This is a genomic window from Bradyrhizobium sp. MI1.3 (genome assembly GCF_055811695.1).
This window is the reverse complement of record NZ_JBVVPQ010000098.1, coordinates 1-21,231: the sequence shown is the minus strand read 5'-3', so window position 1 is coordinate 21,231 and position 21,231 is coordinate 1. Positions and strand designations below refer to the sequence as shown.

Annotated in this window: 21 protein-coding genes and 2 pseudogenes; 19 read left to right on the top strand and 4 right to left on the bottom strand. The window is 57.4% G+C overall.

Annotated elements, in window-relative coordinates:
- Window positions 1–495 precede the first annotated feature (495 nt).
- The 11 genes from AC0L3A_RS36680 to AC0L3A_RS36630 all read left to right on the top strand — a co-directional run bounded on the left by AC0L3A_RS36680 (window position 496) and on the right by AC0L3A_RS36630 (window position 8,792).
- On the top strand, window positions 496–1,446 hold the full coding sequence (locus AC0L3A_RS36680; RefSeq protein WP_473256221.1) for a CBASS oligonucleotide cyclase: 951 nt from the start codon (window positions 496–498) through the stop codon (window positions 1,444–1,446).
- Window positions 1,443–1,946, top strand: coding sequence for an HORMA-1 domain-containing protein (locus AC0L3A_RS36675; protein ID WP_473256220.1), 504 nt, complete (start codon window positions 1,443–1,445; stop codon window positions 1,944–1,946). The genes AC0L3A_RS36680 and AC0L3A_RS36675 overlap by 4 nt, the downstream gene beginning before the upstream one ends.
- Window positions 1,943–2,845: an AAA family ATPase gene (locus AC0L3A_RS36670; RefSeq protein ID WP_473256219.1), complete on the top strand. Its 903-nt coding sequence runs from the start codon at window positions 1,943–1,945 to the stop codon at window positions 2,843–2,845. Before AC0L3A_RS36675 ends, AC0L3A_RS36670 begins: the two co-directional genes overlap by 4 nt.
- The gene (locus AC0L3A_RS36665; protein WP_473256218.1) at window positions 2,845–4,008 is read left to right on the top strand and encodes a hypothetical protein; all 1,164 of its coding nucleotides are present in this window, start codon (window positions 2,845–2,847) and stop codon (window positions 4,006–4,008) included. Before AC0L3A_RS36670 ends, AC0L3A_RS36665 begins: the two co-directional genes overlap by 1 nt.
- Window positions 4,005–4,571: a 3'-5' exonuclease gene (locus tag AC0L3A_RS36660; RefSeq protein ID WP_473256217.1), complete on the top strand. Its 567-nt coding sequence runs from the start codon at window positions 4,005–4,007 to the stop codon at window positions 4,569–4,571. Before AC0L3A_RS36665 ends, AC0L3A_RS36660 begins: the two co-directional genes overlap by 4 nt.
- Before the next feature lie 38 nt (window positions 4,572–4,609).
- Window positions 4,610–4,933 carry a helix-turn-helix domain-containing protein gene (locus AC0L3A_RS36655; RefSeq protein WP_247396089.1) on the top strand — a complete coding sequence of 108 codons (324 nt, stop codon included), beginning with the start codon at window positions 4,610–4,612 and terminating at the stop codon, window positions 4,931–4,933.
- Entirely contained in the window at window positions 4,930–5,811 is an 882-nt protein-coding gene (locus tag AC0L3A_RS36650; RefSeq protein ID WP_473256216.1) for an ImmA/IrrE family metallo-endopeptidase, read from the top strand. The genes AC0L3A_RS36655 and AC0L3A_RS36650 overlap by 4 nt, the downstream gene beginning before the upstream one ends.
- 423 nt (window positions 5,812–6,234) lie before the next feature.
- The gene (locus AC0L3A_RS36645; RefSeq protein ID WP_473256215.1) at window positions 6,235–6,372 is read left to right on the top strand and encodes a hypothetical protein; all 138 of its coding nucleotides are present in this window, start codon (window positions 6,235–6,237) and stop codon (window positions 6,370–6,372) included.
- Window positions 6,373–6,598: 226 nt separating this feature from the next.
- The gene (locus tag AC0L3A_RS36640) at window positions 6,599–7,084 is read left to right on the top strand and encodes a hypothetical protein (RefSeq protein ID WP_473256214.1); all 486 of its coding nucleotides are present in this window, start codon (window positions 6,599–6,601) and stop codon (window positions 7,082–7,084) included.
- 141 nt (window positions 7,085–7,225) lie between these two features.
- Window positions 7,226–7,912: a hypothetical protein gene (locus AC0L3A_RS36635; protein WP_473256213.1), complete on the top strand. Its 687-nt coding sequence runs from the start codon at window positions 7,226–7,228 to the stop codon at window positions 7,910–7,912.
- 10 nt (window positions 7,913–7,922) lie between these two features.
- Window positions 7,923–8,792, top strand: a complete 870-nt coding sequence (locus tag AC0L3A_RS36630) for a pPIWI-associating nuclease domain-containing protein (RefSeq protein ID WP_473256212.1) — start codon at window positions 7,923–7,925, stop codon at window positions 8,790–8,792.
- Window positions 8,793–8,800: 8 nt separating this feature from the next.
- Here the strand turns inward: AC0L3A_RS36630 and AC0L3A_RS36625 are convergent, their stop codons facing one another.
- Window positions 8,801–9,490: a hypothetical protein gene (locus AC0L3A_RS36625; protein WP_473256211.1), complete on the bottom strand. Its 690-nt coding sequence runs from the start codon at window positions 9,488–9,490 to the stop codon at window positions 8,801–8,803.
- A gap of 525 nt (window positions 9,491–10,015) precedes the next feature.
- On the opposite strand from AC0L3A_RS36625, the gene AC0L3A_RS36620 reads away from it, so the two are divergent.
- From AC0L3A_RS36620 to AC0L3A_RS36600, 5 genes are all read left to right on the top strand, one after another.
- Entirely contained in the window at window positions 10,016–10,930 is a 915-nt protein-coding gene (locus AC0L3A_RS36620; RefSeq protein WP_473256210.1) for a DUF3800 domain-containing protein, read from the top strand.
- A 224-nt stretch (window positions 10,931–11,154) separates the two neighbouring features.
- Window positions 11,155–11,799, top strand: coding sequence for a type IV toxin-antitoxin system AbiEi family antitoxin domain-containing protein (locus tag AC0L3A_RS36615; protein ID WP_473256209.1), 645 nt, complete (start codon window positions 11,155–11,157; stop codon window positions 11,797–11,799).
- Window positions 11,792–12,676, top strand: coding sequence for a nucleotidyl transferase AbiEii/AbiGii toxin family protein (locus AC0L3A_RS36610; protein ID WP_473256208.1), 885 nt, complete (start codon window positions 11,792–11,794; stop codon window positions 12,674–12,676). Before AC0L3A_RS36615 ends, AC0L3A_RS36610 begins: the two co-directional genes overlap by 8 nt.
- Before the next feature lie 138 nt (window positions 12,677–12,814).
- On the top strand, window positions 12,815–14,329 hold the full coding sequence (locus AC0L3A_RS36605) for a 5'-methylthioadenosine/S-adenosylhomocysteine nucleosidase family protein (protein ID WP_473256207.1): 1,515 nt from the start codon (window positions 12,815–12,817) through the stop codon (window positions 14,327–14,329).
- A 21-nt stretch (window positions 14,330–14,350) separates the two neighbouring features.
- On the top strand, window positions 14,351–16,102 hold the full coding sequence (locus AC0L3A_RS36600) for a hypothetical protein (RefSeq protein ID WP_473256206.1): 1,752 nt from the start codon (window positions 14,351–14,353) through the stop codon (window positions 16,100–16,102).
- Window positions 16,103–16,288: 186 nt separating this feature from the next.
- On the opposite strand, the gene AC0L3A_RS36595 is transcribed toward AC0L3A_RS36600, so the two are convergent.
- The 3 genes and pseudogenes from AC0L3A_RS36595 to AC0L3A_RS36585 all read right to left on the bottom strand — a co-directional run.
- Window positions 16,289–17,254 carry a hypothetical protein gene (locus tag AC0L3A_RS36595; protein ID WP_473256205.1) on the bottom strand — a complete coding sequence of 322 codons (966 nt, stop codon included), beginning with the start codon at window positions 17,252–17,254 and terminating at the stop codon, window positions 16,289–16,291.
- 416 nt (window positions 17,255–17,670) lie between these two features.
- Window positions 17,671–18,054: a hypothetical protein gene (locus AC0L3A_RS36590; protein WP_473256222.1), complete on the bottom strand. Its 384-nt coding sequence runs from the start codon at window positions 18,052–18,054 to the stop codon at window positions 17,671–17,673.
- Between the two features lie 243 nt (window positions 18,055–18,297).
- Window positions 18,298–18,810, bottom strand: a pseudogene (locus AC0L3A_RS36585) (styrene monooxygenase/indole monooxygenase family protein); the annotation flags it as partial.
- A 185-nt stretch (window positions 18,811–18,995) separates the two neighbouring features.
- Between AC0L3A_RS36585 and AC0L3A_RS36580 the strand changes: the two are divergent.
- From AC0L3A_RS36580 to AC0L3A_RS36570, 3 genes and pseudogenes are all read left to right on the top strand, one after another.
- The gene (locus tag AC0L3A_RS36580; protein WP_473256204.1) at window positions 18,996–19,481 is read left to right on the top strand and encodes a DUF4365 domain-containing protein; all 486 of its coding nucleotides are present in this window, start codon (window positions 18,996–18,998) and stop codon (window positions 19,479–19,481) included.
- The gene (locus tag AC0L3A_RS36575) at window positions 19,478–20,575 is read left to right on the top strand and encodes an ATP-binding cassette domain-containing protein (protein ID WP_473256203.1); all 1,098 of its coding nucleotides are present in this window, start codon (window positions 19,478–19,480) and stop codon (window positions 20,573–20,575) included. The genes AC0L3A_RS36580 and AC0L3A_RS36575 overlap by 4 nt, the downstream gene beginning before the upstream one ends.
- Before the next feature lie 89 nt (window positions 20,576–20,664).
- Window positions 20,665–20,855 (top strand): annotated as a pseudogene (locus AC0L3A_RS36570) (IS110 family transposase); the annotation flags it as partial.
- Window positions 20,856–21,231: the final 376 nt, after the last annotated feature.

Below are 21,231 nucleotides of genomic sequence, written 5' to 3'. Positions count from 1 at the left end.
ACCGGCGGAAACAACCTTCAACCGAAATCATAATCCCGATGGTGGGGGGCAGTTCTTCATGACGCAAAGGGGGCAGTTCCGGATGGCGTTTGACAAAATAGGACGCTTCGATCCGTCTGGGACGCGGCCGGGAGCCCCCTTCGCTTCAACCCAAACGCATAGGTTCAACATCCTATCCGTGAGACGAAGTTTCTTCTGAATAAAATCAGTGGATTATCCCGCCTTCGGCGGGTTTTTCATATGGGGGTAAGGGATTTCCACACCCGGAATCCATGTGCTTTTACCTTCGTAATATCAAGGTGTTATAGGCGCTATTCTGATTGGTTGCCGAGCGTTGCAGTTTTCTACATGGCGCGCGTCTGGCGCATGACGAACGTCGAAAATCTCCTGTGAGTGTTCGGAGTAGGCGCACTTTTGCGCCTTGAATTTTCCTAAAGACTCGGTCACGGTGTTCGCTATTCCGAACTTTTTGTGACTCTTTAGAGGAACCGCCCCGTGCCCCTGAACAACACAGAACTTCAGTATTACGACTTCAACGTGCTGCGCCTGCCGGCCGACAAGCGCAAGGAATATCACGAGCAGGTTGACCGCCTGATCACCGAACTCAGCCGCACGGTACGCGAGAAGACAGCGATCAAGATCACGAAGGTCGTCAAGGCGGGCTCCTTCGCAAAGTTCACGATCCTGCGGAAGACCTCGACCGACCCGGTCGACGTCGATGTCGTCTTCTACATCTCGGGCCGGAGCATCGACCATGAGACGCTCCAGGGTCTGAACGACACCATCTACAAGCTGCTGATCGAGATCTATCCCAACAAGGATGTCGAGGACTTCGAGATCCAGCGCAAGGCCGCAACGGTCTCGTTCGTCGGCTCGGGCCTGAGCGTGGACATCGTCCCCGTCATTGAAGACTCGCAGCGCGCCGGTTACGGCTGGCAGTTCGATTTGCAGGACGGCTCGAAGCTCCAGACCTGCGCTCCCTGCCAGATCAAGTTCGTGCGCGACCGGAAGAACAAGGACAAGGACTTTCGCACGTTGGTCCGCTTGACGAAGAAGTGGCGCAATCACGCCGAGCTGAAACCGCTCAAATCGTTCATCATCGAGCTGCTCGTCGCGCACCTGCTCGACACGGAGGGCAACACCGGATCGATTGAGCAGCGGTTCCGGCGCATCCTTCTCTACATCGCGCAATCCGGGCTGACGGAGCGCATCCAGTTCGCCGAGAACACGCCGCCGTTCGGCACGTTCAGCCACCCTGTCGTGATTATCGATCCGGTCTACAGCCTGAACAACGTCGCTAGCCGCATCACCGAGGCCGAGCGGCAGGTGATTGTGGCAGCCGCGCAGAACGCCTGGGAAGCCGCGCACTTTGCTTCGGCAGAGGATGACACCGAGGTGTGGAAGGAAATCTTTGGACCCCGCTTCAAGATCGAGGAACCTGCATGACCCACTCTGCAACTGCCAGTCAGACGTATTCTTACACCAACGCCGACGTCGAGGCGGTGGCGCGGAGGTTTACTGCCGATCTCGTCATGATCGCCCAGAGCTCCGGCGCCATCACCGAAGCCAAGGCGCGCGAGTATGCCCACGATGTCGAAGCCCTCGCCAAGAAGGGGTTCCTTGAAAAGGTTGACATCACCTTGCTCCGCGACTTCACGCAGGAGGTGTGCGCGGTGCAATACACCGTCAACACTGCCTCGGGCGATCTCACCATGAGCCGCCCCGGCGGGGTCATGTGGCCCAAGGTCGCCAATCCGTACTTGCGTATCGTTCTGTTCCACACCGACGATTACACGTTACCCGAGCGCGCCGCGATGAGCTCCAAGCTGAAGATCAACTGGAGTCCAACAAGCGACGACACCAGCCATGCGACGCTGAAGTCGGCGGGCAACCGCGACTATGCCAGCAACGCATTCGGTATGCAGCGAAAGGACTTTGCCTCATGAACCAGCCGGCTCCTAAAGTCTTCGACAGCGAAACTCCGCTTCCGGACCCTGCGCTAACCGCCAAAGCGAAGACACTGCTCGGATTTGAGGAGCGGTACAAGCGCGTTCACAATCAGCTTCGCCTCCTTTTGAGCCTCGATGAAATCGGTGCCTGGAACAAGAAGCACCACGGCGGCAAGTTGCTGCTGTCCGAACTTGTCGCCGAACAGTATCCCCTCGCCATCTTTCACGGCGACGTGGGTACAGGAAAAACGGCCAACGCCGAATGCCTGGCCAACCGCATTGTTGCAGAGGCTCGTGCGGATGATTCGATCTTGTTCAAGCTCAGCAACCGCGTTCGCGGAAGCGGCAAGGTTGGAGAGATGGGCACGCACCTTTCGGAAGCGTTCCACCGCGTGACCCAATCCGCGGGCCGCGGGCGGCGCGCCATCCTTATTATCGACGAGGGCGACTCACTGGCGGCTTCTCGGTCTCAGGACAATAGCCACCACGAAGATAAAGTTGCCGTCAACACGCTCATACAAGGTATCGACGATCTACGCAGGTTTGGTGGCCGTGTCGTCACCTTCCTTTGCACAAATAGGCTTTCGATCCTTGATCCCGCTCTGCAAAGACGCGCGGCCATTGTCGAGGAATTCAAGAGGCCGACGGCTGAAGAACGCAGGCAGCTATTCAAGCTCGATTTGGCAGCCCTTGGCCTGCCGGAAAGTCAAATCGCGCAACTGGTAGTCGCGACTGAAGCAAAGAATGGTCAGCCGTCGTGGACGTACTCCGATATTCGCACCCGCCTTTATCCAAGTGCGTTGGCGCTCGCCTTTCCAGATCGCCCGCTCTCGTTTGAGCATCTCAAGTCTGTTGTTCTGGTCATGAAGGCATCGCCGACATTGGAGGATTGCTGATGGTCAAATCGCCTCTGTTTGGACGCCGCATCCACATCACGGGCAGCGTGTCACTGGAGTTAGCTCACGCCGCCACGGCAGACGTCGCTCAGGCCCGCGAATTGCTACAGGGCGTTGTCCGGCAACTCGTCGCGCGAGGGGTAACCTTCGTGCTACCCGTTGACGGGGAGAAGGTCCGGCCTGTCGACAGCAAGCCGATCTGCTTCGATTGGCTGATCTTGGAGACAATACACAAGAATCTCGCCCGTCGCCCGACCGGTGCTCCAAATCCCCTCCTCGTTGCCGTGCAGCACCATAAAACGGAAGAGCAGATCCCCGCGGAATTTCAGGGCCTGTGGGATGAATTGCGTTCTTCAGATCTCATCCAGATCGAGAACGTGTCCCATTGGAATATGAACAGCAAGCGGATGGAGGCACAGGCGCGCTGGGGCGACATCCTCCTTACTGTCGGTGGTTCTGAGGGGGTGTTGTTCCTGGCAAACCTGTATCACGACGCAGGAAAGCCAGTTGTGCCCCTCGGCTGCAAGGTCACACCCGCGGATCAGGGCTCGCGCCGGCTTTTCACCTTAGGTCTATCAAGCAGTCAGGCTCCGCGCCTCTTTCGAACTGTGGCTCAAACCGCTCACACCTGGATGAATCGCATCAATTTCACGGCGCGTACCGATACGGCCGATCAGGTTAAGGGCATCATAGACCTTCTGGAAAATCTGGAACCGCCGCCCGCGTTCGTCGTTCGACTTTTGAATCCGGACCATGAGGACTGGGCCGATGTAGAGGCGTTTTTCCAGATGGTGGTTCAGCCGGTAATTGAGGGAGAACTGGGTTATCGTATGGTTGTCGTGGATGGTCAGCAAAAGTACGAGCACGCGCGCATCGATCAGGAAATCTTTGCTAAGCTGCACAGGAGCCGGGTCGTCCTAGCCGACATTACAGGAATGCGACCAAATTGCTTTTTAGAGCTTGGCTATGCCTTTGGTCGGAGCCTTCCGACAATGCTGACCGTCAAGGAAGGGAGCGCTCATCCATTCGACATCCACACCTTTGCGGGCCTGCATTGGAAGACGAAAGGAACGATCGAGGAGCGACGGCGAGCGTTTCGAGAGCATTGGGCTGCGATCCAAAGTCGACCACCCCTTGTCGCCACAGAGCCCCTGATCTCATGAACTCCAAACGCGAAATATTCATTTCGATTGACGTTGAGGCGGCGGGCCCAATACCGGGAGAATACAGCCTTCTGTCAATCGGTGCCTGCGACGTGGACGAGCCGACGCGTGCATTTTCCTGTGAACTACAACCCATCAACAGAAATGCCGACCCCAAGGCTTTGGAAGTTGGCGGTTTCTCGCTGGAGAAATTAGCCAAGACGGGTATTCCTCCAAAGGAGGCGATGGCAAAGTTTGCGGCGTGGATCGAAAGCTTTGTGCTCGAGGGTGATACGGCGGTGTTCGTAGGCTTCAACGCACCGTTCGATTGGTCCTTCGTAAACTACTATTTCCACAAATTTCTTGGGAGGAATCCTTTCGGATTTACCGCGCTCGACATCAAGGCCTATTATATGGGCGCCACCGGATGTACATGGCGGGATACGCGTTCTAGTGCAATCGGTAAGAAGCTAAACCCAAAGTCTAAATCGGATCACGACGCCTTGCACGATGCTCAACATCAAGCTGAACTGTTTCGTCTCATTCGTAAGAAGTTGGTATCTCGGCGGGCACATAATGCCTGACAGTCACTCCAATTGTTACTCATAAAGGAGAGACGCAGATGTCCACAGCGCTCGGAGACAAAATCCGCCGCCTTCGAAAAGAGAAGGGCTTCAGCCTCGACAAGCTCGCCGAGCTTTCAGAGTCGAGTAAGAGTTACATTTGGGAGCTAGAAAATAAGAACCCGCCTCGCCCATCTGCGGACAAGCTCGCGAAAATAGCGCATCAGCTTGATACAACGATAGAGTACCTTCTCGATGAAGGAGAGGCTCTCTCCACCGAAGATGCCGCAGACGCCAAATTCTATCGCCAGTACCGGCAAATGGATGATGCGACCAAGGCAAAGATACGAAAGATGGTAAAGCTTTGGGGCGATGACTCATGACCTCGCCGTTCTCTCCCGAGCGTTGGGCTTTCGAGATCACCCACGTTTTGAATGCGGTCTTGGGAGCAGAACACTTTCCAGTTAACGTCACTGCCGTCGCCCAGGAATATAGCGCTCAAAAATTTCCCCATGACCCGATTTCAAGGATAGTCGGGGACAGTCTGCCCGGCTTCGATGGCGCTCTATACAAGGCTCCGGCGGGCAAGAAAGGGTGGGGCATCTTTTACAACAACCAGATACGATCGACCGGCCGAATTAATTTTACGCTTGCGCATGAATTCGGCCATTACCTTCTGCACCGCCTTGCTTATCCCGACGGTATCAAATGTGGCGAGCTGGATTTCGTTCAGTGGGATTCCGAATACGGCCAGGTCGAGCACCAAGCCAACGTTTTCGCCGCCAATTTGCTTATGCCGCTCGACGATTTTCGCCGGCTTGTTCCACCCGATTCCACAATTGACCTGGACGTTATTTCCGACTGTGCGGACAGGTACCGCGTGTCGCTGATTGCAGCTGCGCTGCGCTGGCTTTCCTATACCGAAAAGCGCGCTGTTCTTGTTGTGTCGCGGGACGGCTTCATTCTTTGGGCTCGCTCCAGCGCAAGGGCGCTGCGGACAGGCGCGTATTTCCGTACATCGGCGGGGCCGATCGCCATTCCGGCTGCGTCGTTGGCTGCTCAACCATCGAGCGCCGAACGGCAGGCCACGCGGCAACACGACGGGGGTGTTTGGTTTCCGGAACCGGTCGTTGAAATAACCGTCCTCTCTGAGCAGTATGAATTCGCAATTTCGCTTCTTTTGCTTCCCAACGATCCTCCGCCGTTCGAGGACCGCTTCGGCGGCTCATTCTTTGGGTTCGCGCAAAAGCGGACAACCTAGAGAAGGATCAATCACCGCGTATCGAGGGTACGTTATTCGTTGTATTTTTTGCCTGCAAGAGCGGCCACGTCAAGAACACGTGTTTCCTCGGGCGATCGGCGGTCCCCTACGATTGACCGGGTGTGTGATCACTGCAATTCCGAGCTCGGGACGCACGTTGACCCGGCGTTGTGCGATTTTCTACCCGTTCGTGCCCGGTGGGCGAAATTAGGGCTGGCGGGAAACTCAGGCGTGGTGCCGGAGTGGTACGAAATATTGCTTGGCGACGCGACGCTCGTGGGGGACACCCCACGAGGGTCACCACATCGCCTACAGCTCGGTTCTTCCTGGGAAGATCGTTGTCTCTATCCGGTTGTTTGACCTTTACGCAGCCGTTGTCGTGGTAAGTGAAGAGCTAGCCGCTATTTCCAATCGCAAGCGGATATGGGCAAGCTGAAGTTTCTTGCCATCGATTCCGTTTCCAAGAAAATGATTCATACAGAGTTCGCGGAGGAGCGCCACCGTCTGGCGATGATGATGACCGCCGAGCGTCGCAAGCCGCCGTTCGCTGATCCGTTATAGTGTTGTCTGGAACCGCGCCAGCAACCCCGTCAGGATCCCTTCATTCGCTCAAAGCTAGCGCCGTAATTCGGCAAGACATGGGCGGGCTCGCTAAAGCCTTCCACGCGTCTTCTCATATCGTTTTATTTGACGGAAGAGTCTATGATCATCAAGACTCGCTTTAAGGCCGGCCTCAGCCCATTCTTACTGTATTCCATCCCCGAAAACTCATGGCCGGGCATAGCGCATGCTGACCACGCATCAACTCCTCAACGGCCTCCCGGCCGACGAAACGCTGCGGTTTTTCGCTACCTTCGCTCGGTTCGAGTTCGCGATGAAACAGTGCGGCTTCCTCCGCCGGACCCAGCACAACAGGGTTGCCGAGGCTTGCCGCGAAAAACTGTCCGCGCACTTGCCGGGCGACTTCTTTGAAGCCGTCCGGGACGCCAAAATCGCCTCAATCCTGATCCAGAGACCGCCGAAGAATCTATTTGTGCAGGCCGGTGCAAGGCCGAAGTTTGGCAATGAACTGCCCGCGCTAAGCGGTACGCGGCAGTTACTGGACGCCGTTTGGCAAGTCAGGAACAACCTATTCCATGGAAACAAGCTATGCCCGGGCGATCGTGATCGAGATGCGGCGCTGATGGATAATGCACTTGCCGTCATCGATGCGATCATGCAACGCGATCAAGGCCTGTCTTCCGCCTTCCATGATCCGCAGCAGTTCTTCTGAGGCAGACGATGACGACAGGCTATGACGATCACGTACCCGAAGGTGACGAGAACCCGTTTGAAGCAATCTTCCGGGCGATGAAGGTAAAGCGCGAAAACTATGAAAAAGACGTTTTAAATAGCCGCTCGTTTTCAGGATGGGTTGTGCTATCTGGAGGGCATCGGCTCCGATCTGCTGGCGGCACAGTCCTATATTCGCCTGAAAGGAACGCGGTACTCTGCCGCTGAAGATTATCTCATGTTCCGCTTCGCCCCGCATCTTAGCGAGGCCGTACTCGCGATCACGATGAGCGCGGAGGAAGGCGTGCAAAACACGGCTCGGCGTGAATTGCGGTTTTTGCTGGAAGCTGCGGTCAAGCTGTCCTCTCGCGACTTTCATGCGGACGCGAAGTCGTTCGAGGAAAGGCTTGCCGGCCTTGGTGACCGTAGCAAGCGCTTTGAGGATTACGTAACCGAGCTTCGATACTTCGATGAATTCGAGAAATCCGGAGAAGCCAACGCGGCCGTCCTGTCGCTTTACAGGGATCTCTCGCTCTATGTGCATGCCGCTGTGCCGCCGTTTCAGAGCGCCATGTCGCGCGAGCGCAAAGGCACCGGGATGGAAAGCGTTAGGACCCTAAACCGCTTCAACAGCCTCGCCTTTCAAGCCTACGATATGGTGCTTGTACGAATGTTCTACGGACTGGGTCTCAGCATGGCTGGAGACATCTTTATCTCGATTCTTGATGACGAAACGAAATGGCGTTTTCATAAAGCCGCCTTTGTGCGTCGGACGTCTCGTTGCTTCGATTACAAGCACGAGCGCCGCGTCCGGCGCGGCGAAATCTAACGGGGGTACGATGGCATTGCCCTGGCTCAACGATCAACTCGCTGCCTTGAAGCCAAAAGCGATCGACGACTTCTCCCGGACCACGATCACCGGAGCACAACATGCGCTGGCGGATGTCGCCAACCCGCTGCGGCTCAACTTCTTCAGCACAGCCATGCGTATCCTGTTCGAGCATATGATGGGCGCACTCGCACCTGTGGATCAGGTCGTGCAAACGGAGTGGTTCGTTTCCGAGCGCGAAGGAAACGCCCCAACGCGTGGGCAACGCATCGTTTTCGCCATCCAGGGCGGGTTGAGCGATGAGTTTGTAAAGGACACGCTTCAGATTGACATTGCACCAATCCGCCAAAGACTCATCAAGGCGGTCGACAACCTAAGCAGGCATGTACACGGGCGGGAAGATACGATCATTGAAGGACATGACGAACAGGATACCGCGGCGTCCGGTGCGATTGAGGCTCTGGGAAACTTCCTCGATACGTATCACGAGTGCCGCTCGACCATCCTTAACGCGATCCAACAAGAACTTGACGATGCCGCCGTAGATACGCTCCTCGGCGACACGATTCTGGAGGTCGACGAGCTTGCCACGCATCATTCGGTCGAGGAAGTCTACGTCGGGGATACATCGGTGCGCTCGATCGGCGCGCACTTCATAACCTACCGCGCCACGGGAAGCGTCGCGATTGGTCTTCAATGGGGATCAAATTCGGACCTGCGTCGTGGTGACGGAGCCGAAGCCGATTTGTCGTTTCCATTCTATTGCGACATTCAAGTCTCGCTGGACGATCCCCTCAATATGGCATTCAGCGACACCAACTACTCCGTCGATGTGAGCTCGTGGCGCGATGGCATGGGGCCTGATGACGACGACCTTTAGGCAGGCTATCATTTGATACGAAAGCCGAAAGGCGAGCGATCCTGATCGCCAATGACGTGGATTTCGCGAAACGGCATCGCGCTAGCAGCTGTGCGCAGATCATCTTCGATCCAGTTCCAGCGCTCGTTAGGCATGCTAAGCAACGGGGCTTCGATCAGTAGATCATGCCCTGCGTACTTGGGATGGTTCTTCTTGCGAAGGCAGGACTTGATACCGTTGCCGATGACCGTCAACGCTCCTTCCGTGCTATGCATGATCCGGCCGCGTGCCAAGCGCTCCCGGTACAGCGCTTCCGGAGCGTCGTCCGCCAGACCAAGATATCCCGGCACCATCCCCTTCGTTTGGTTCATTAGCTGACCCAGCCGCTGTTGCTCCCGGGATTGCGCCACTGTGATTTCCAGCCCCTGCGGCACGGCGCCCGACGCGCCGCGCAACCAGCAATCCGGAACGTCAGAGTTCAGCTCAAACCGGATCTCACCGCGAGCCTTGGTGAATTTGAGATGATGGAGAGCCGGCACGACTTCGTCGCGGAGCTTTTTTACGGCGCCGCGCTTGGCCCGGTAGTCGGCAAGCTCCGCCTTAGACCTTGGTCCTTTGAAATAATCCGCAAGAGCCTGCTCAAAATCGTCAAGCGCTATCCAGTTCGATAACCGCGCGTACAAGCGTCCGAGTGAAGTGTCTGGAGAGGGCAGCAGCATGTTGAGGGCCTATGGGTGCGGCGCACAACGGGGTCACGAATCCGTCAATCGCTTGTCAGGCGCGACAAAACGTCTGGAGCGAGGCCTTCCTAAGGCAAGGAAATCCCTCAAATCCCCTAAGCGCCTTCTACAGGTCCATGAAGGATGAGGCGCTGGACAGTGTTCGTCGAGGAGCTACATGGCGACCGACAGAATTCGGGAGTGTTTTGCGTTTCGCACAGAGAAAATCCTGCCGGGCGACATCCTCGTATGCACGGGCAAAGATGCGATCAGCGTAGCGCTTAAATGGGTCGCATGGGAGATTTCAGCCACGCCGCGATCTGTACCCGCAGCCCGCTATAGCACAGCAGGGATGGAAGTATTTCGATGCGGCGCTGGAGTGCGAGCGCGTGATTCTCGAACGCCCGGCTGGACCAGCCAACGATCGCGATACCATCGGCAAATGAACCTTGATACGCGGTTGCTCAAGCCTATACGGTGGTTTGCGCCTTGCACGCTTTTGAGGCTGACCAGAGGGAATACGGCTTGAATTTACTTCAAGCATTTACCGATGATTCCAAGGCACAAGCTGGCGACAAGCGATTGTTTCTGGCCGGCTATCTCCATCGCGCAGACGTGTGGGCCTCGTTCTCCAAGGATTGGTACCAGGAACTAAAAGCGTGGCCTGCGATCGAGTACCTGAAAGCATCCGAAGCCCATAACCTCAGCGGGCAATTTCATTACAGCCGGTGGGACGAAAAACTGCGGGATGCCAAGCTCGCAAGGCTCTCTGCCATCATCTCCCACTATAAGCCAATCTCCTACGAAGTTTCGGCAAATGGTCAGCTGTTCGAGAACGAACTGAAGCCGGTCTCGCCATACGGCTTCGGACGGCTGCATTTCACGATGTGCTTCACGGTCGTCTCTGCTGTCTCACGCTATGTCGCGGAAAGCCCAGTACGGGCGCCCATCCGGTTCGTATTCGACGAGCAACAGGGTGTCGATTTCGATGTCGAGATGTTTTTCAGCGAGATCATCAAATCCCTCCCGGCGGAGGCGCAAAATCTGATCGATGGGCTTCCGGCATTCAAAAGCGACAAGGAGCTTCAGTACGCTCCCCTACAGGCGGCTGATTTCCTCGCCTGGCATTTGCGCCGCGAGCACGAAACTGGTGAGAAGCTGGCGCGGACAAACGGTCTCGTAGGCCACGATGCCCATGTCGTTCAGGAAATTCCCGACGAAATGCTGCGGAGTTGGGCCAGCCATCACGCCACGTTACCTGGCGTGCGGCTCCTTCAGTCAAAGCAGCAATGGAAGGATTTCAAGACGATGATGAAAACGCTTACGGATGCCGGCATCGACCTTTCGAAGATCGATGGCGCCGGCATCTATTATCCGGAAGGAACAAGCGCCTTGGCTCGGGCAATCGACTGCGTGAGGCGGCGGTTTGGGCGCGCATAAGTTGCGCGGTTATCCGGCGGTCATGGACGCGATCGCGGCCAGCATGGCCGTCGCCGACCACGACATTTGCGGGCAGCGGGCTGTACCGGATCGGATTTTGGCCCGTAGGATGTCTATATCTATCAAGGGGTTGCGGAACGAGTTGCGGGTTGTTAGCGGTAGTTCCGTTTGATATGAAATGCAGGATATAAATAGGGTATATCCGACAAATCGGATCATAAGCCATGGCCAAGCCATCCTCGACCCAACAAGAGCGTGTCATCGAACTCCTGAAGGAGCGCGGCATCGCGCGCCCTTCCGAGCTTGCCAGGGCAGGCATCACGGCCGCGACTATCGCCCGCATGAAGGAAAAAGGCCTCGTTGTCCAACTCGGGCGCGGTCTCTACCAACTGCCCGACGCGCCCATCGATACGCACCATTCCCTCGCCGAAGCCGCCAAACGCGTACCTAAAGGGGTCGTCGCGCTGACCTCAGCGCTCGCTTTCCATGACCTGACCGATACCATCCCCTCCACGGTTTGGCTTGCCATCGGCCCCAAAGACCGTCAGCCCCTTCCAACCAATCCGCCAATGCAGTTCGTTCGCTTCAACCCGGAGCGGCTTCAGGAGGGCGTGGAGATTCATACGATCGAAGGTTGCCCGGTCAAGATCTTCAGCCCCGCCAAGACCGTCGTCGATCTTTTTCGCTACCGGCGGAGCGCCGGGACACGCTACCGTCACAGCACCGGCCTCAACCTCGCGCTTGAAGGCCTGCGCGAGGCCCTGCGAACCCGCAAGGCCAAGCCTTCGGAGATCGCGGATTTCGCGCGCAAAGCCGGGGTTTGGAAGGCCATGCAACCTTATATCGAAGCGATGACCGCCAATGGCTAACCCGCCCAAGAATGTCGCTGCCTCGGTTCGCGCGCGACTGCTCACGCTCTCCAGAGAGCGCAATCAGCCCTTCGACCTTCTCCTCACCCGCTACGTGCTGGAACGGCTCCTCTATCGCCTCGGCTCGACGGATTATCGTAACCGCTTCGTTCTCAAGGGCGCGATGCTGCTCGCGACCTGGGTCGACAACCAGTTCCGGCCGACGCGCGACCTTGACCTTCTCGGCTCGGGCGATCCCGACCCCAACGCGCTCTTGGCGATCTTCAAGGAGGTCGCCGCCGTCGACGCCGCCGACGGCGTCATCTTCGACCCGGCCAGCTTCACCGTCGACCGCATCCGCGACGAAAACGAATACGGCGGCGTCCGGATCAAGGGCAATGCCACGGTCGATAATGCCCGCGTTCGCGTCCTAATCGATATCGCATTCGGCGACGCCATCGAGCCCGGCGTGCAGGAAACTGACCTCCCGGTGCTGTTGGATTTTCCGGCTCCCAAGCTGCGCTCCTATCCGCGCGAGACCGTCATCGCCGAGAAATTCCAGGCGATGGTCGCGCTTGGCCTCGCCAACACACGCCTGAAAGACTTCTACGACGTCTGGGTGCTGATCCGCTCCTACAAGTTCGAGGGCGACACGCTGGCTCGCGCCATCAAGGCGACATTCGCGCGCCGCAACACCGACATTCCCACCGCACTGCCGGATGCATTCACCCCGGCCTTTACCGAGGATGCCGGCAAGAAGGATCAGTGGGCGGCGTTCACCAGACAGGTCGCGGTCGACCCGGGCCCGCTGACGGATGTGGCCAAGACGCTCGCGGAGTTCTTGATGCCGCGCGCAAAGGAAGCTCGCGCACTGAAGGACGGGGAGAAGGCGCCTTAGCCGCGGCGATCATGATGATCATCATGATGACCAGCAGCAGCACCAGCCGATCATCGGTTTCATCGCGATTTTCGCTAGGCGAAGAGGAACGAGCACCTGTATATTAGGGGGTATCCCCACACCAATCGAGCCTACCGCGTGCCACAACGCCTATCCCCCACTGCTGTCATCGTCACCGCCTTCGAGGTCGAGACGCGCGCCGTCTTGCGGCAACTCGGGAAGCACGCCGTCGAGACAGTCAACGGTACCGGCTTCTTCAAAGGGCAGTTCGGCGGCTGGGATATTGCGGTGGTCGAGGCTGGCCCCGGCAATGCGGGCGCCGCCGCAATCGCGGTCCGAGCCCTTGAGCATTACAAGCCCCATGTTGCGCTGTTTGTCGGCGTCGCCGGCGGGGTGAAGGATGTGGCCATCGGCGACGTGGTGGTCGCAACCAGGGTCTACGGCTATGAGTCCGGCAAGGACACCGCCAAAGGTTTCCAGCCGCGTCCTGATGTGCAAAATACGTCGCATGCGCTGGAACAGCGCGCCCGCGTTATCCGCCAGGGAAACAACTGGAAATCGCGGCTCGATCCTGCGCTCAAGCAGGGAGACCCCGCGTTCTTCGTCGCGCCGATCGCGGCAGGCGAGAAAGTCGTGGCTTCAAAGAAGACCGCCACCGCGACGCTGATCAAGAATCACTATGGTGATGCCGTCGCCGTCGAGATGGAAGGCAGCGGCTTCCTGAAGGGGGTGCATATCAGTCACCCCACGCACGGCGCCGTCATTCGCGGCATCTCGGACCTGTTGTCCGGCAAGGCGACCGCCGACAAGGAAGGATCGCAACAGCGCGCAGCCGACGCAGCAAGCGCCGCAGCCTTCGAGATCCTTTCAGGGCTGGATGGCGGTCAGGATCGCGCGCGGAAGGCGAAGCCTGCCTTCCTGCAAACGTCGTCCACCTTCAGCAAGGGCAGCTATTTCGCGCAGGGCGAGGCGCTTGCCGAGGTCGGCGTACCCGACGTCGATCGGGTCCGGTTTGCGTTCGCAGGCGCCCCCGATGGCTACATGCGAATTATTCCCATGGAACGCCGGGAAAAGCCGCTGACGGTGTCGAGCCTGAACGCCAACGTCAATCAATCCGAAATGATACGCGCGACCGGCCACGGCTGCCTTGCCACGGTGAACGCGTACGGGGCGATCTACTACGATCCCGCTGGCGCTTATACGATGGGACCAGCACCGCTGCGCTGGGCGACCCAAGTCTTTCAGAACGGCGAGCTCTGGAGCCTGACGGATACGTTGATCACGCGCGAGCGCGCATGGCTTCCGGCGCACATTCCGTTGCCGATCATTCCAGTAGTTGCCTTGGAGAAGGGCTTTTATCGCGCGCTCCATACGAACGTGCCGTTCGCCGTCCAGCATCTCGGACTGGCGTTCCCGTGTGAAATCGAACTCGGCCTGCTGAACATGCGGGGGGCGCATCTCGGCGTCGGTCAGCATGACATTCGCGGTCCGATTCAATTCGAGGAAGCCATTGTGCGGGCCGAGCTCGTTTCGGCCGATGCTGTGGCGATCGACACGGCCCTGTTGGCCTTCTTTGAAGAGATATTTGACAAGACCGGTTATGCGCGGCCTGAAGGATTGAACAGGTTTCCGCCCGAACCGGCTCGGTCATAAGCTGACAAGAGGTCGCGAGTCATGCTGCAGATCATCACGGAAAAATTCTTTCCGCCGGGCGAGCGATACGAAAAGCTACACCGCGCGATTTTCTACACCAACTACCGCGTTATGCGAGGCGAGAAGATCAACACGCCCGTGGGGTCCCTTCTTCCCTCGACCGGCCTCCACTCCCTTGCGACGCTCACATGCGAGATGTTGGAGAAACAGGAGAAATATCCCGACGGGCCCAAGCCGGGTGTTTTTGTTGCGACAACTGGAGATGACCTCCTGAATGACTTCGCCGCCGTCATCGCCTTCTTCCTGAATGTCACCTGCACTCCCGATCCTGACCTTACGCGGCGCCTTCTCCTTGCCGAACGGCCGAGCCTCGGTATCGAGGCGGTGCCAAGCCGGTTCATCCGCCGCATGTTCGACAAGGATGTCCATGCCGGGGATGGCGATGCCGCCGCGCTAGCTGCATTCATCACGCAGTTAATCGGGCTCGAGCGTGAGACGTTTGTGGGAGCCATGCGCGCCATCAGGCAGTTCGTGATCGGTTCCCATCGCTTGGCGGACGATCTCAATCTGGCCTACACGCTGTTCGTTACGTCGATAGAATCTCTCGCGCAGGGTTTTGATGGTCATGTAGCCGAGTGGAGCGACTACGACCCGCGCAAACGGAACGAGATTGACCAAGTCTTGAAGAATGCCTCCGAGGGGGTCGCCGCTGGAGTCCGAGATGCGGTTCTCTCTAACGAGCATGTCGCGCTGGCGCGACGCTTCCGCGATTTCGCCGTGGCCCATGTCGCGCCGTCATTCTTCCGGGAAGAGGCCGCTGGCGCCCAGGGACCGATAAGCCGACCTGATCTTCCCATTGCGCTTCAACAGGCTTACTCGATCCGATCGAGCTACGTGCATGTCTTGCGTGATGTTCCCCGTCAGCTAACCATAAGTGGCTTTCCCGAGGCGACCGAGGTCGACGACAGGAAAACGTTATCGTTTGCAGGCCTGTCTCGGCTCGCGCGTCACGTCATCATGCAGTTCATCGCGCGCGGTCGCATAGTTGAACGCGAGGCTTTCGATTATCGACGAGAGCTGCCGGGCATTGTTACGGTCAAGCTTTCTCCCGAATATTGGGTGGCCTCGACCGGGGGCTTCGATCATAAAACCGCGCCGGTACGGCTTGCGGCGTTTTTGGAGCAAATCACCGCCGCCGTACTCCTGCATCAAAAGGACGCCAAGCTCACGGACCTGCGGCCGATTTTGACTATGGTTGAGCACTCGGTGTCAGGGTTACGAAAGCCTAGCCAGCGGCTCCCGATGTTGACACTGTATTTTCTGTTTCATCAGTTTGCAGGCCCTGAGTTCAGCTGCAAACAATGGCCGGCCCTCTTTGAGAAGCATAAAGCTGATTTCGATGCCCCTACCGTCGAGAGCTTCGTCGCCCATCTGATCACGGGTAACCGGGTTGAATGGACGTTGGAGCAGTTAGAGGAATTGCACAAAACCTACTTCAAGACACGGCATACAGCGAGCGTGACTAAAATTGGGCTCCTGCTTGAAGCTGCCCTGTCGCTCTATGTGGCCGAGGTCAACCGTCGCGCCGGTAACAACGCACGGGCCCGTGCATTGGTCGCCTTCGCGGTGGACTCTCACCCACGCCACGCGGCCCTTCGCACCTACGAGGCTTCGTTGCCAGCCGAACTTGCCGAGATCGACTGGACAGGCATCCTTCTGCCACCTAGGCCAAGCAACGAAGGCCCTTCTGCCGATCCGGTTCCCGCCGCGTAGAGCAACTCTCCGGCCGACGAAATCTCGTGTGCGAGACGCTTCCGGAGCTCCACGAATACCCGTTTCGCGGAGGCAGTCGTCGGCTCGGTGTCGGAGGCGAGAGCATTGCAGCCGCCGCTGCTTGATGAGGCGGTCAAGACCGTGGCGCGCGGCGTAGGTAGCGCAGCCCGGTAACAAGCGCTTATGCTACGCATTCCTTCGAGCGGCGTCTGTAAGTGCGGCCAGAAGCCGAATGTGAGGCACCGCGCCAATCAGAAGTGTAGCAACTTTTTCATAAGAATTGGACATCGCCGGTTCGGCCCCGTAGTGGATCGAATTTCTGGACTCGCGCACACAATCAGCCCACACCACACAATTTCTCAGATCCTGAAGCTTGACTCCGCTCGCCTTGGTGATGCTACCGAAAACCTCTTGGTGAGAGTATGAGTCGAGGACGATTTTTATTTTTCTGCCGATGCCGACAAAGGGGTCTTGAAGTTGGTCTCCTATTTTGGTGCCATCGATCGATGATCCCGCCGGTACTACTGACGCGAGTGCCAGCCCTGTCTCAATCCAGGCTGCTTCAGATGCGCGGCCCAGCATTGCAAGACAGGCTAAATAGAGCCCATGCCGGATACATCGCACTGCTTCGCGGAGTGCCGTATCGACCGCCGGCACGAGACCTGGCAGGTTTAGCTCCTTCAGGTAAAAATCCGGATCGGTAAGCGGTAGATCGAGATCAGGATTTGAGGATTTTGGCAGTGCCAGCCTGTCCGGGACTTGAATCGAATATTCTTCGAGCGAAAATCCTGACGAACTGCCTCCACTTCCAGGCACGACGGTCGTCCATTGCAAATTCCCAAATGCACCGTACATGTTGGTTGACGCTGGAAAAACCGCAGCATTCGCGATGAGACCCCAAATGGCCTCGCAGGCTGCGAGTTGCCATGAGATCGCACTGACGACAGCGTCGAGTGTCGGAACCGGATCGACTGACGGATGCAGTACGAGTTTCTGAGGCATTTTTGCTTCAACCGACTGCAAGAAGCGGTTGATGAGGTCGGACGTCGTTGGGTGAAAATTCTTCAGGATAAACCCTTTGGCGATGGTCACATGAAGGCGGGGCACCTTGACGTGCTCTGCAATGTAATGCATCGCCTCATCGTCGTTCATTTGCATCTCCTTCTTGCCGTTCCGGTTTCTCGTCGAGCAGCCGGAAATGGGCCGAATCACTTGCCTTGACACAATCACCGCATTTTGGTCGCCACGGAGTTGATTTCTGCGGCTCGTGCGCGTCAGGCGCGGATGGAAATACTGCTCTGCGGCAGAGTACGGTTTAAAGGCTGATTGCCCGAGAGGCCGGCCTTTGCCTTGTCGGCCGTTTCACCATTTGCGAACTCGCCCGTTCGCTTTGTCGGGGAGCGCACCCCGTAAATATAGCCGGTTATTGCTGGGGTGCGTTCTGGGTTGGTGCGATCATGCTGTCGGCCAGCTTGGTGCTTGAGGGTTCACGCCGAACGTAATTGATCGCCGGAAGCTGTTCGTTCCATGCAAGGATATGCACATGAGCGTTGTTTCGACCAGATAGCTTAAGACAACACCACACGCTCCAGCGCTTTCGCCCGCGTAAGTTGGCTGGGTGCCTTGAACCTTGCCAAGACGGTTTCGGCCGCTTCTCCTGCCAAATTCTCGATAAAGTTGTCTATCTGCTCTCGGCTCTGGATGCCGAGCAATGGCTGTGGCTCGGAGAGGAAATCGAAGTACGCGCTTCCGATCTTTGCGTTGACGGCAGCGGCGGGTAATAGCAGCTCAGCATGCGTCTTGTATTTGTCATCACCCAAAAACAGCCTGGTAACTTCCGTCGCTGCCTCAGCGCGATGGTCCCAATGCGCGTTGAATTGATCCTGCAGCCATTCGTAGGTGATCTTGTCCTTGTGCTCGCTGAGCGCTCGGATCAGGAGCACGGATTGCACGATTGCATTTTGCGCGCCCTGGCCGCCAAGTGGATCAAAAGAGACGGCGGCATCTCCGAGTGCAGCAACAGCGTGTCCGTTTTTGGTGCGGGCTACGGCGCGTCGAACAGTCGGCGGGACTGCGCCGAGGAGCCAGGAGTGCGGATCCTCATGCAGAGGCTCCAGCTGATCGATCAGCTCGATATCATCAGGAAAATAGGTGGCGAACAGTCTCACCACGGCGTCACCCGCACTCTGAGTATCCGTGACGCTGTTGAAGATGTCGATCCACGGGCTGCCAGGCTTGGCGAACCCAATGAACGCCCGCGTGGCGCCGAGGTCCTTGTGCAGATAAGGTCCGAAGAAGGTCTCGCCGAAATCGGCATGGATGTTGAACCAGTTGTGCCTGGCGCCGTCCGAGCTGCGATAAGCGAACTGATGATCGGCACGATTCAGCTCCTTGAACGTTGCGAGCAGCAGGTGCCGCTGCGGTCCGGCGTAGACAGTGCGATCCGGATCAACCGGGAATAGGCCCGACAGCCGCCCTTGCCTGTCGCCACGAGGGTGAGATCGGCGTCCGCCGCAATCGTGTCCAGATCTTCCGGGGTGACCGCGCGCACGACGAATTTGCCGCCTCGTGCCAGGAAATGACCGAGGCGATCGTCGGCACGGAGCCGGGTATCGATCGCCTACGCCCGACAGAGGGCTGGGATCGATTGACGGAGCGGCGCCGCTACATGGGTCCCAGGCGTCACGCGTAGACCGTGCTGTGGGCACCGAGAGGCTGTCTGATGCCGATGTACTTCGGTGCGGACGACGGAAAGATGGTCTTACAAGGCGGCGTATGTCGACTTGTCCGCCTTTTAAGCGACGGGAATCGCTACCGGGAGCTACATGACAGTGCTAGTATGAGAACTTGGCTCAACTTGCCGATGCATATGCCCCTTCCTCCGACACATCTCTTGGACGAGCTTGCAACAGCTTTTGTTCAAGCTGCTGCGTCAGCAGCGGGGGTAACCATTGCAGTAAGTCGACTCGATTACGGAGTTGATGGAACCTTAAAGCACGTTGTTCGGAAAGATCAAAGATATATAGAAACTGGCTACCCCGTTGATTTTCAGCTTAAGGCAGCAACTATCCACGTCATGGGCGGCGGCGAAGTTAAGTTTGATCTAAAAGCCAGAAATTACGACTTAATAGTAGAGCGTCAGCCTAGCGCAACCCCATATTATCTTTTTTTGATTTGCTTCCCAGTAGCTCGGGAAAGCTGGCTTATCGAAAAGTCAGATTGCCTGATGCTAAACGCGAGCGGATATTGGTGGACGGATGCTGGCGTACGAACACGAAATACTGGCACCGTTCGTGTTTCAATTCCGCCCACCAATCGACTTACGTCAGCAGCAATTTCAAAAATGATGGAAGCGTCAAAGCGGCGATTTGTACCATGATTAACGCTCGGCCAAGTCTCATTGCAGCTGAGGGGATAGGTGGAAAATCCCTCGCGGCTTACCTTCTTCGAAAAGGCTGGAAGTCGAAACCCTGCAAGGTCGAGGGTGTCGCAATTCTAGAAAGAGAAATTGGCGGCTCAGTTAGCGTCGAAGTAGTTCTACCTCTGAAGTCCGGATTTGATGATGAAAAGCGCCGCGTGGCTGACGCATTGCGAACGGTTGCATCGGTTGAAGGACGATCAGAAGAAGGAGTGGCCCAAGACGTTAAGCAGTCGTTTCTCGGCACGGCGCCTCAAGTAGCCACACAACTATCTCCGGCGTTGGGTGAACCGTCAGGGCAAAATGCCCAACCAGCCTCACTCGTGTCAACCGGCAGTATTGAGGCTCAAAACCTCCACTTGTCTGACCCTAGAAGCGGACGAGAGATACTAAGTGGCGTCAGCTTCCGAATTGCGGCTGGTGAAGCACTCGCGATTGTGGGGCCTAACGGCGCAGGCAAGACTTCGCTGTTGCGCGCGTTGGTCCGGGATTGGAAGCCTCGTCACGGTCGAATCTGGATAGAGGGGAAAGCTGTAGATGAATTAGATGAGCGGGCTCTTAGTCGGCAGATCGGCTATTTGCCGCAGCGCTTTAGATTGTTCGGTGGGTCGATTGCACAAAACATCTGCCGCTTCGACTCAATAGAAGCCAAGGCCGTTATCGCGGCCGCGAGGGATGCGGGCGTCCACGATGAGATCATCCTGATGCCTGATGGCTATGAAACCCGCGTTGGCGCGCGCGGTATGATACTTTCTACTGGCCAGGAGCAACGCATAGCTTTAGCGAAGGCCTTTTACCGCGATCCCCTCCTTGTCGTGCTCGACGAACCGGGTTCAAGTCTTGACAATAATGGCCGCGACGCGCTTGCCGCCGCCATCACGAGGCTCAAGGCGCGCCGCGCAGTGGTCGTGGTCGCCAGCAACAATGTATCGATAGTCGCAAACTGCGACAAGGTCTTGTTGCTCAACCAAGGGAAGGTTGCAGTATACGGCGACCGCGACGAAGTGATGAGAGATGGTATGCCGGTGCGCACTGGCGAATTGTCCCGACGGTGACTTACCTTGCCGAAGTTGTGGCTCTTTAGTGCGAACCCGAACGGCGGTCAAATAGGTCAGGTCAATATCGGCGCGCAGGGAGTCTGCTTTACCTTAAACCTTTCGGGGAGCGACAGAAGAAAAATGCGATCGACGCCACGGCGCTTGCAAAGCCGCTCAGCGGCCGAGCATGCGGTTCGTGGCCGTGAATAGCGAAGAGCAACAGGCGGCGGGTCTGGTGTTTCGAACCCGTGGCCTGATGGCTCGGCAGCGAACTTGGCTCATCAACGCGATCCGAGGAGACCGAGCTACCAGTCCATTTGTCTTAGCGTACTATTGAGCGCCCGCCCGAAAAGTTCTGTTCACGGAAGCCCCGCTCCGCGTCGCGCGAAGCTCGTAATCGCTTCGAACCGCGCTATTGGTCATACGTGCCTGCAGCGTCCTTCGACCTTGCCAGCTCAAATCCGGCCCGGTCATTGGCGACACGGAGAAGCAGGCCAAGGCGCTACACGACCAGCTCCACGAATCGTCGCATCCGGAGTCCGGTTGGCATTCGGCCTGCAATATTGCCCCCCTAAGCCGGGGGATCGGCGTCCAAAATTGGCTCTGACGCATATTCGATGATCGTGATTGTTTTTATGGCGCGCCAATCAGCCTAGCCTGAAGGAGATCGAGCT

Excerpts from the sequence above, each read along its gene's own strand:
- AC0L3A_RS36575 (WP_473256203.1), top strand. The coding sequence starts at position 19,478 with ATGATTAACGCTCGGCCAAGTCTCATTGCAGCTGAGGGGATAGGTGGA.
- AC0L3A_RS36595 (WP_473256205.1), bottom strand. The coding sequence starts at position 17,254 with ATGAACGACGATGAGGCGATGCATTACATTGCAGAGCACGTCAAGGTG.
- AC0L3A_RS36655 (WP_247396089.1), top strand. The coding sequence starts at position 4,610 with ATGTCCACAGCGCTCGGAGACAAAATCCGCCGCCTTCGAAAAGAGAAG.
- AC0L3A_RS36645 (WP_473256215.1), top strand. The coding sequence starts at position 6,235 with ATGGGCAAGCTGAAGTTTCTTGCCATCGATTCCGTTTCCAAGAAAATG.
- AC0L3A_RS36665 (WP_473256218.1), top strand. The coding sequence starts at position 2,845 with ATGGTCAAATCGCCTCTGTTTGGACGCCGCATCCACATCACGGGCAGC.
- AC0L3A_RS36650 (WP_473256216.1), top strand. The coding sequence starts at position 4,930 with ATGACCTCGCCGTTCTCTCCCGAGCGTTGGGCTTTCGAGATCACCCAC.
- AC0L3A_RS36630 (WP_473256212.1), top strand. The coding sequence starts at position 7,923 with ATGGCATTGCCCTGGCTCAACGATCAACTCGCTGCCTTGAAGCCAAAA.
- AC0L3A_RS36610 (WP_473256208.1), top strand. The coding sequence starts at position 11,792 with ATGGCTAACCCGCCCAAGAATGTCGCTGCCTCGGTTCGCGCGCGACTG.
- AC0L3A_RS36615 (WP_473256209.1), top strand. The coding sequence starts at position 11,155 with ATGGCCAAGCCATCCTCGACCCAACAAGAGCGTGTCATCGAACTCCTG.
- AC0L3A_RS36660 (WP_473256217.1), top strand. The coding sequence starts at position 4,005 with ATGAACTCCAAACGCGAAATATTCATTTCGATTGACGTTGAGGCGGCG.
- AC0L3A_RS36670 (WP_473256219.1), top strand. The coding sequence starts at position 1,943 with ATGAACCAGCCGGCTCCTAAAGTCTTCGACAGCGAAACTCCGCTTCCG.
- AC0L3A_RS36625 (WP_473256211.1), bottom strand. The coding sequence starts at position 9,490 with ATGCTGCTGCCCTCTCCAGACACTTCACTCGGACGCTTGTACGCGCGG.
- AC0L3A_RS36600 (WP_473256206.1), top strand. The coding sequence starts at position 14,351 with ATGCTGCAGATCATCACGGAAAAATTCTTTCCGCCGGGCGAGCGATAC.
- AC0L3A_RS36675 (WP_473256220.1), top strand. The coding sequence starts at position 1,443 with ATGACCCACTCTGCAACTGCCAGTCAGACGTATTCTTACACCAACGCC.
- AC0L3A_RS36640 (WP_473256214.1), top strand. The coding sequence starts at position 6,599 with ATGCTGACCACGCATCAACTCCTCAACGGCCTCCCGGCCGACGAAACG.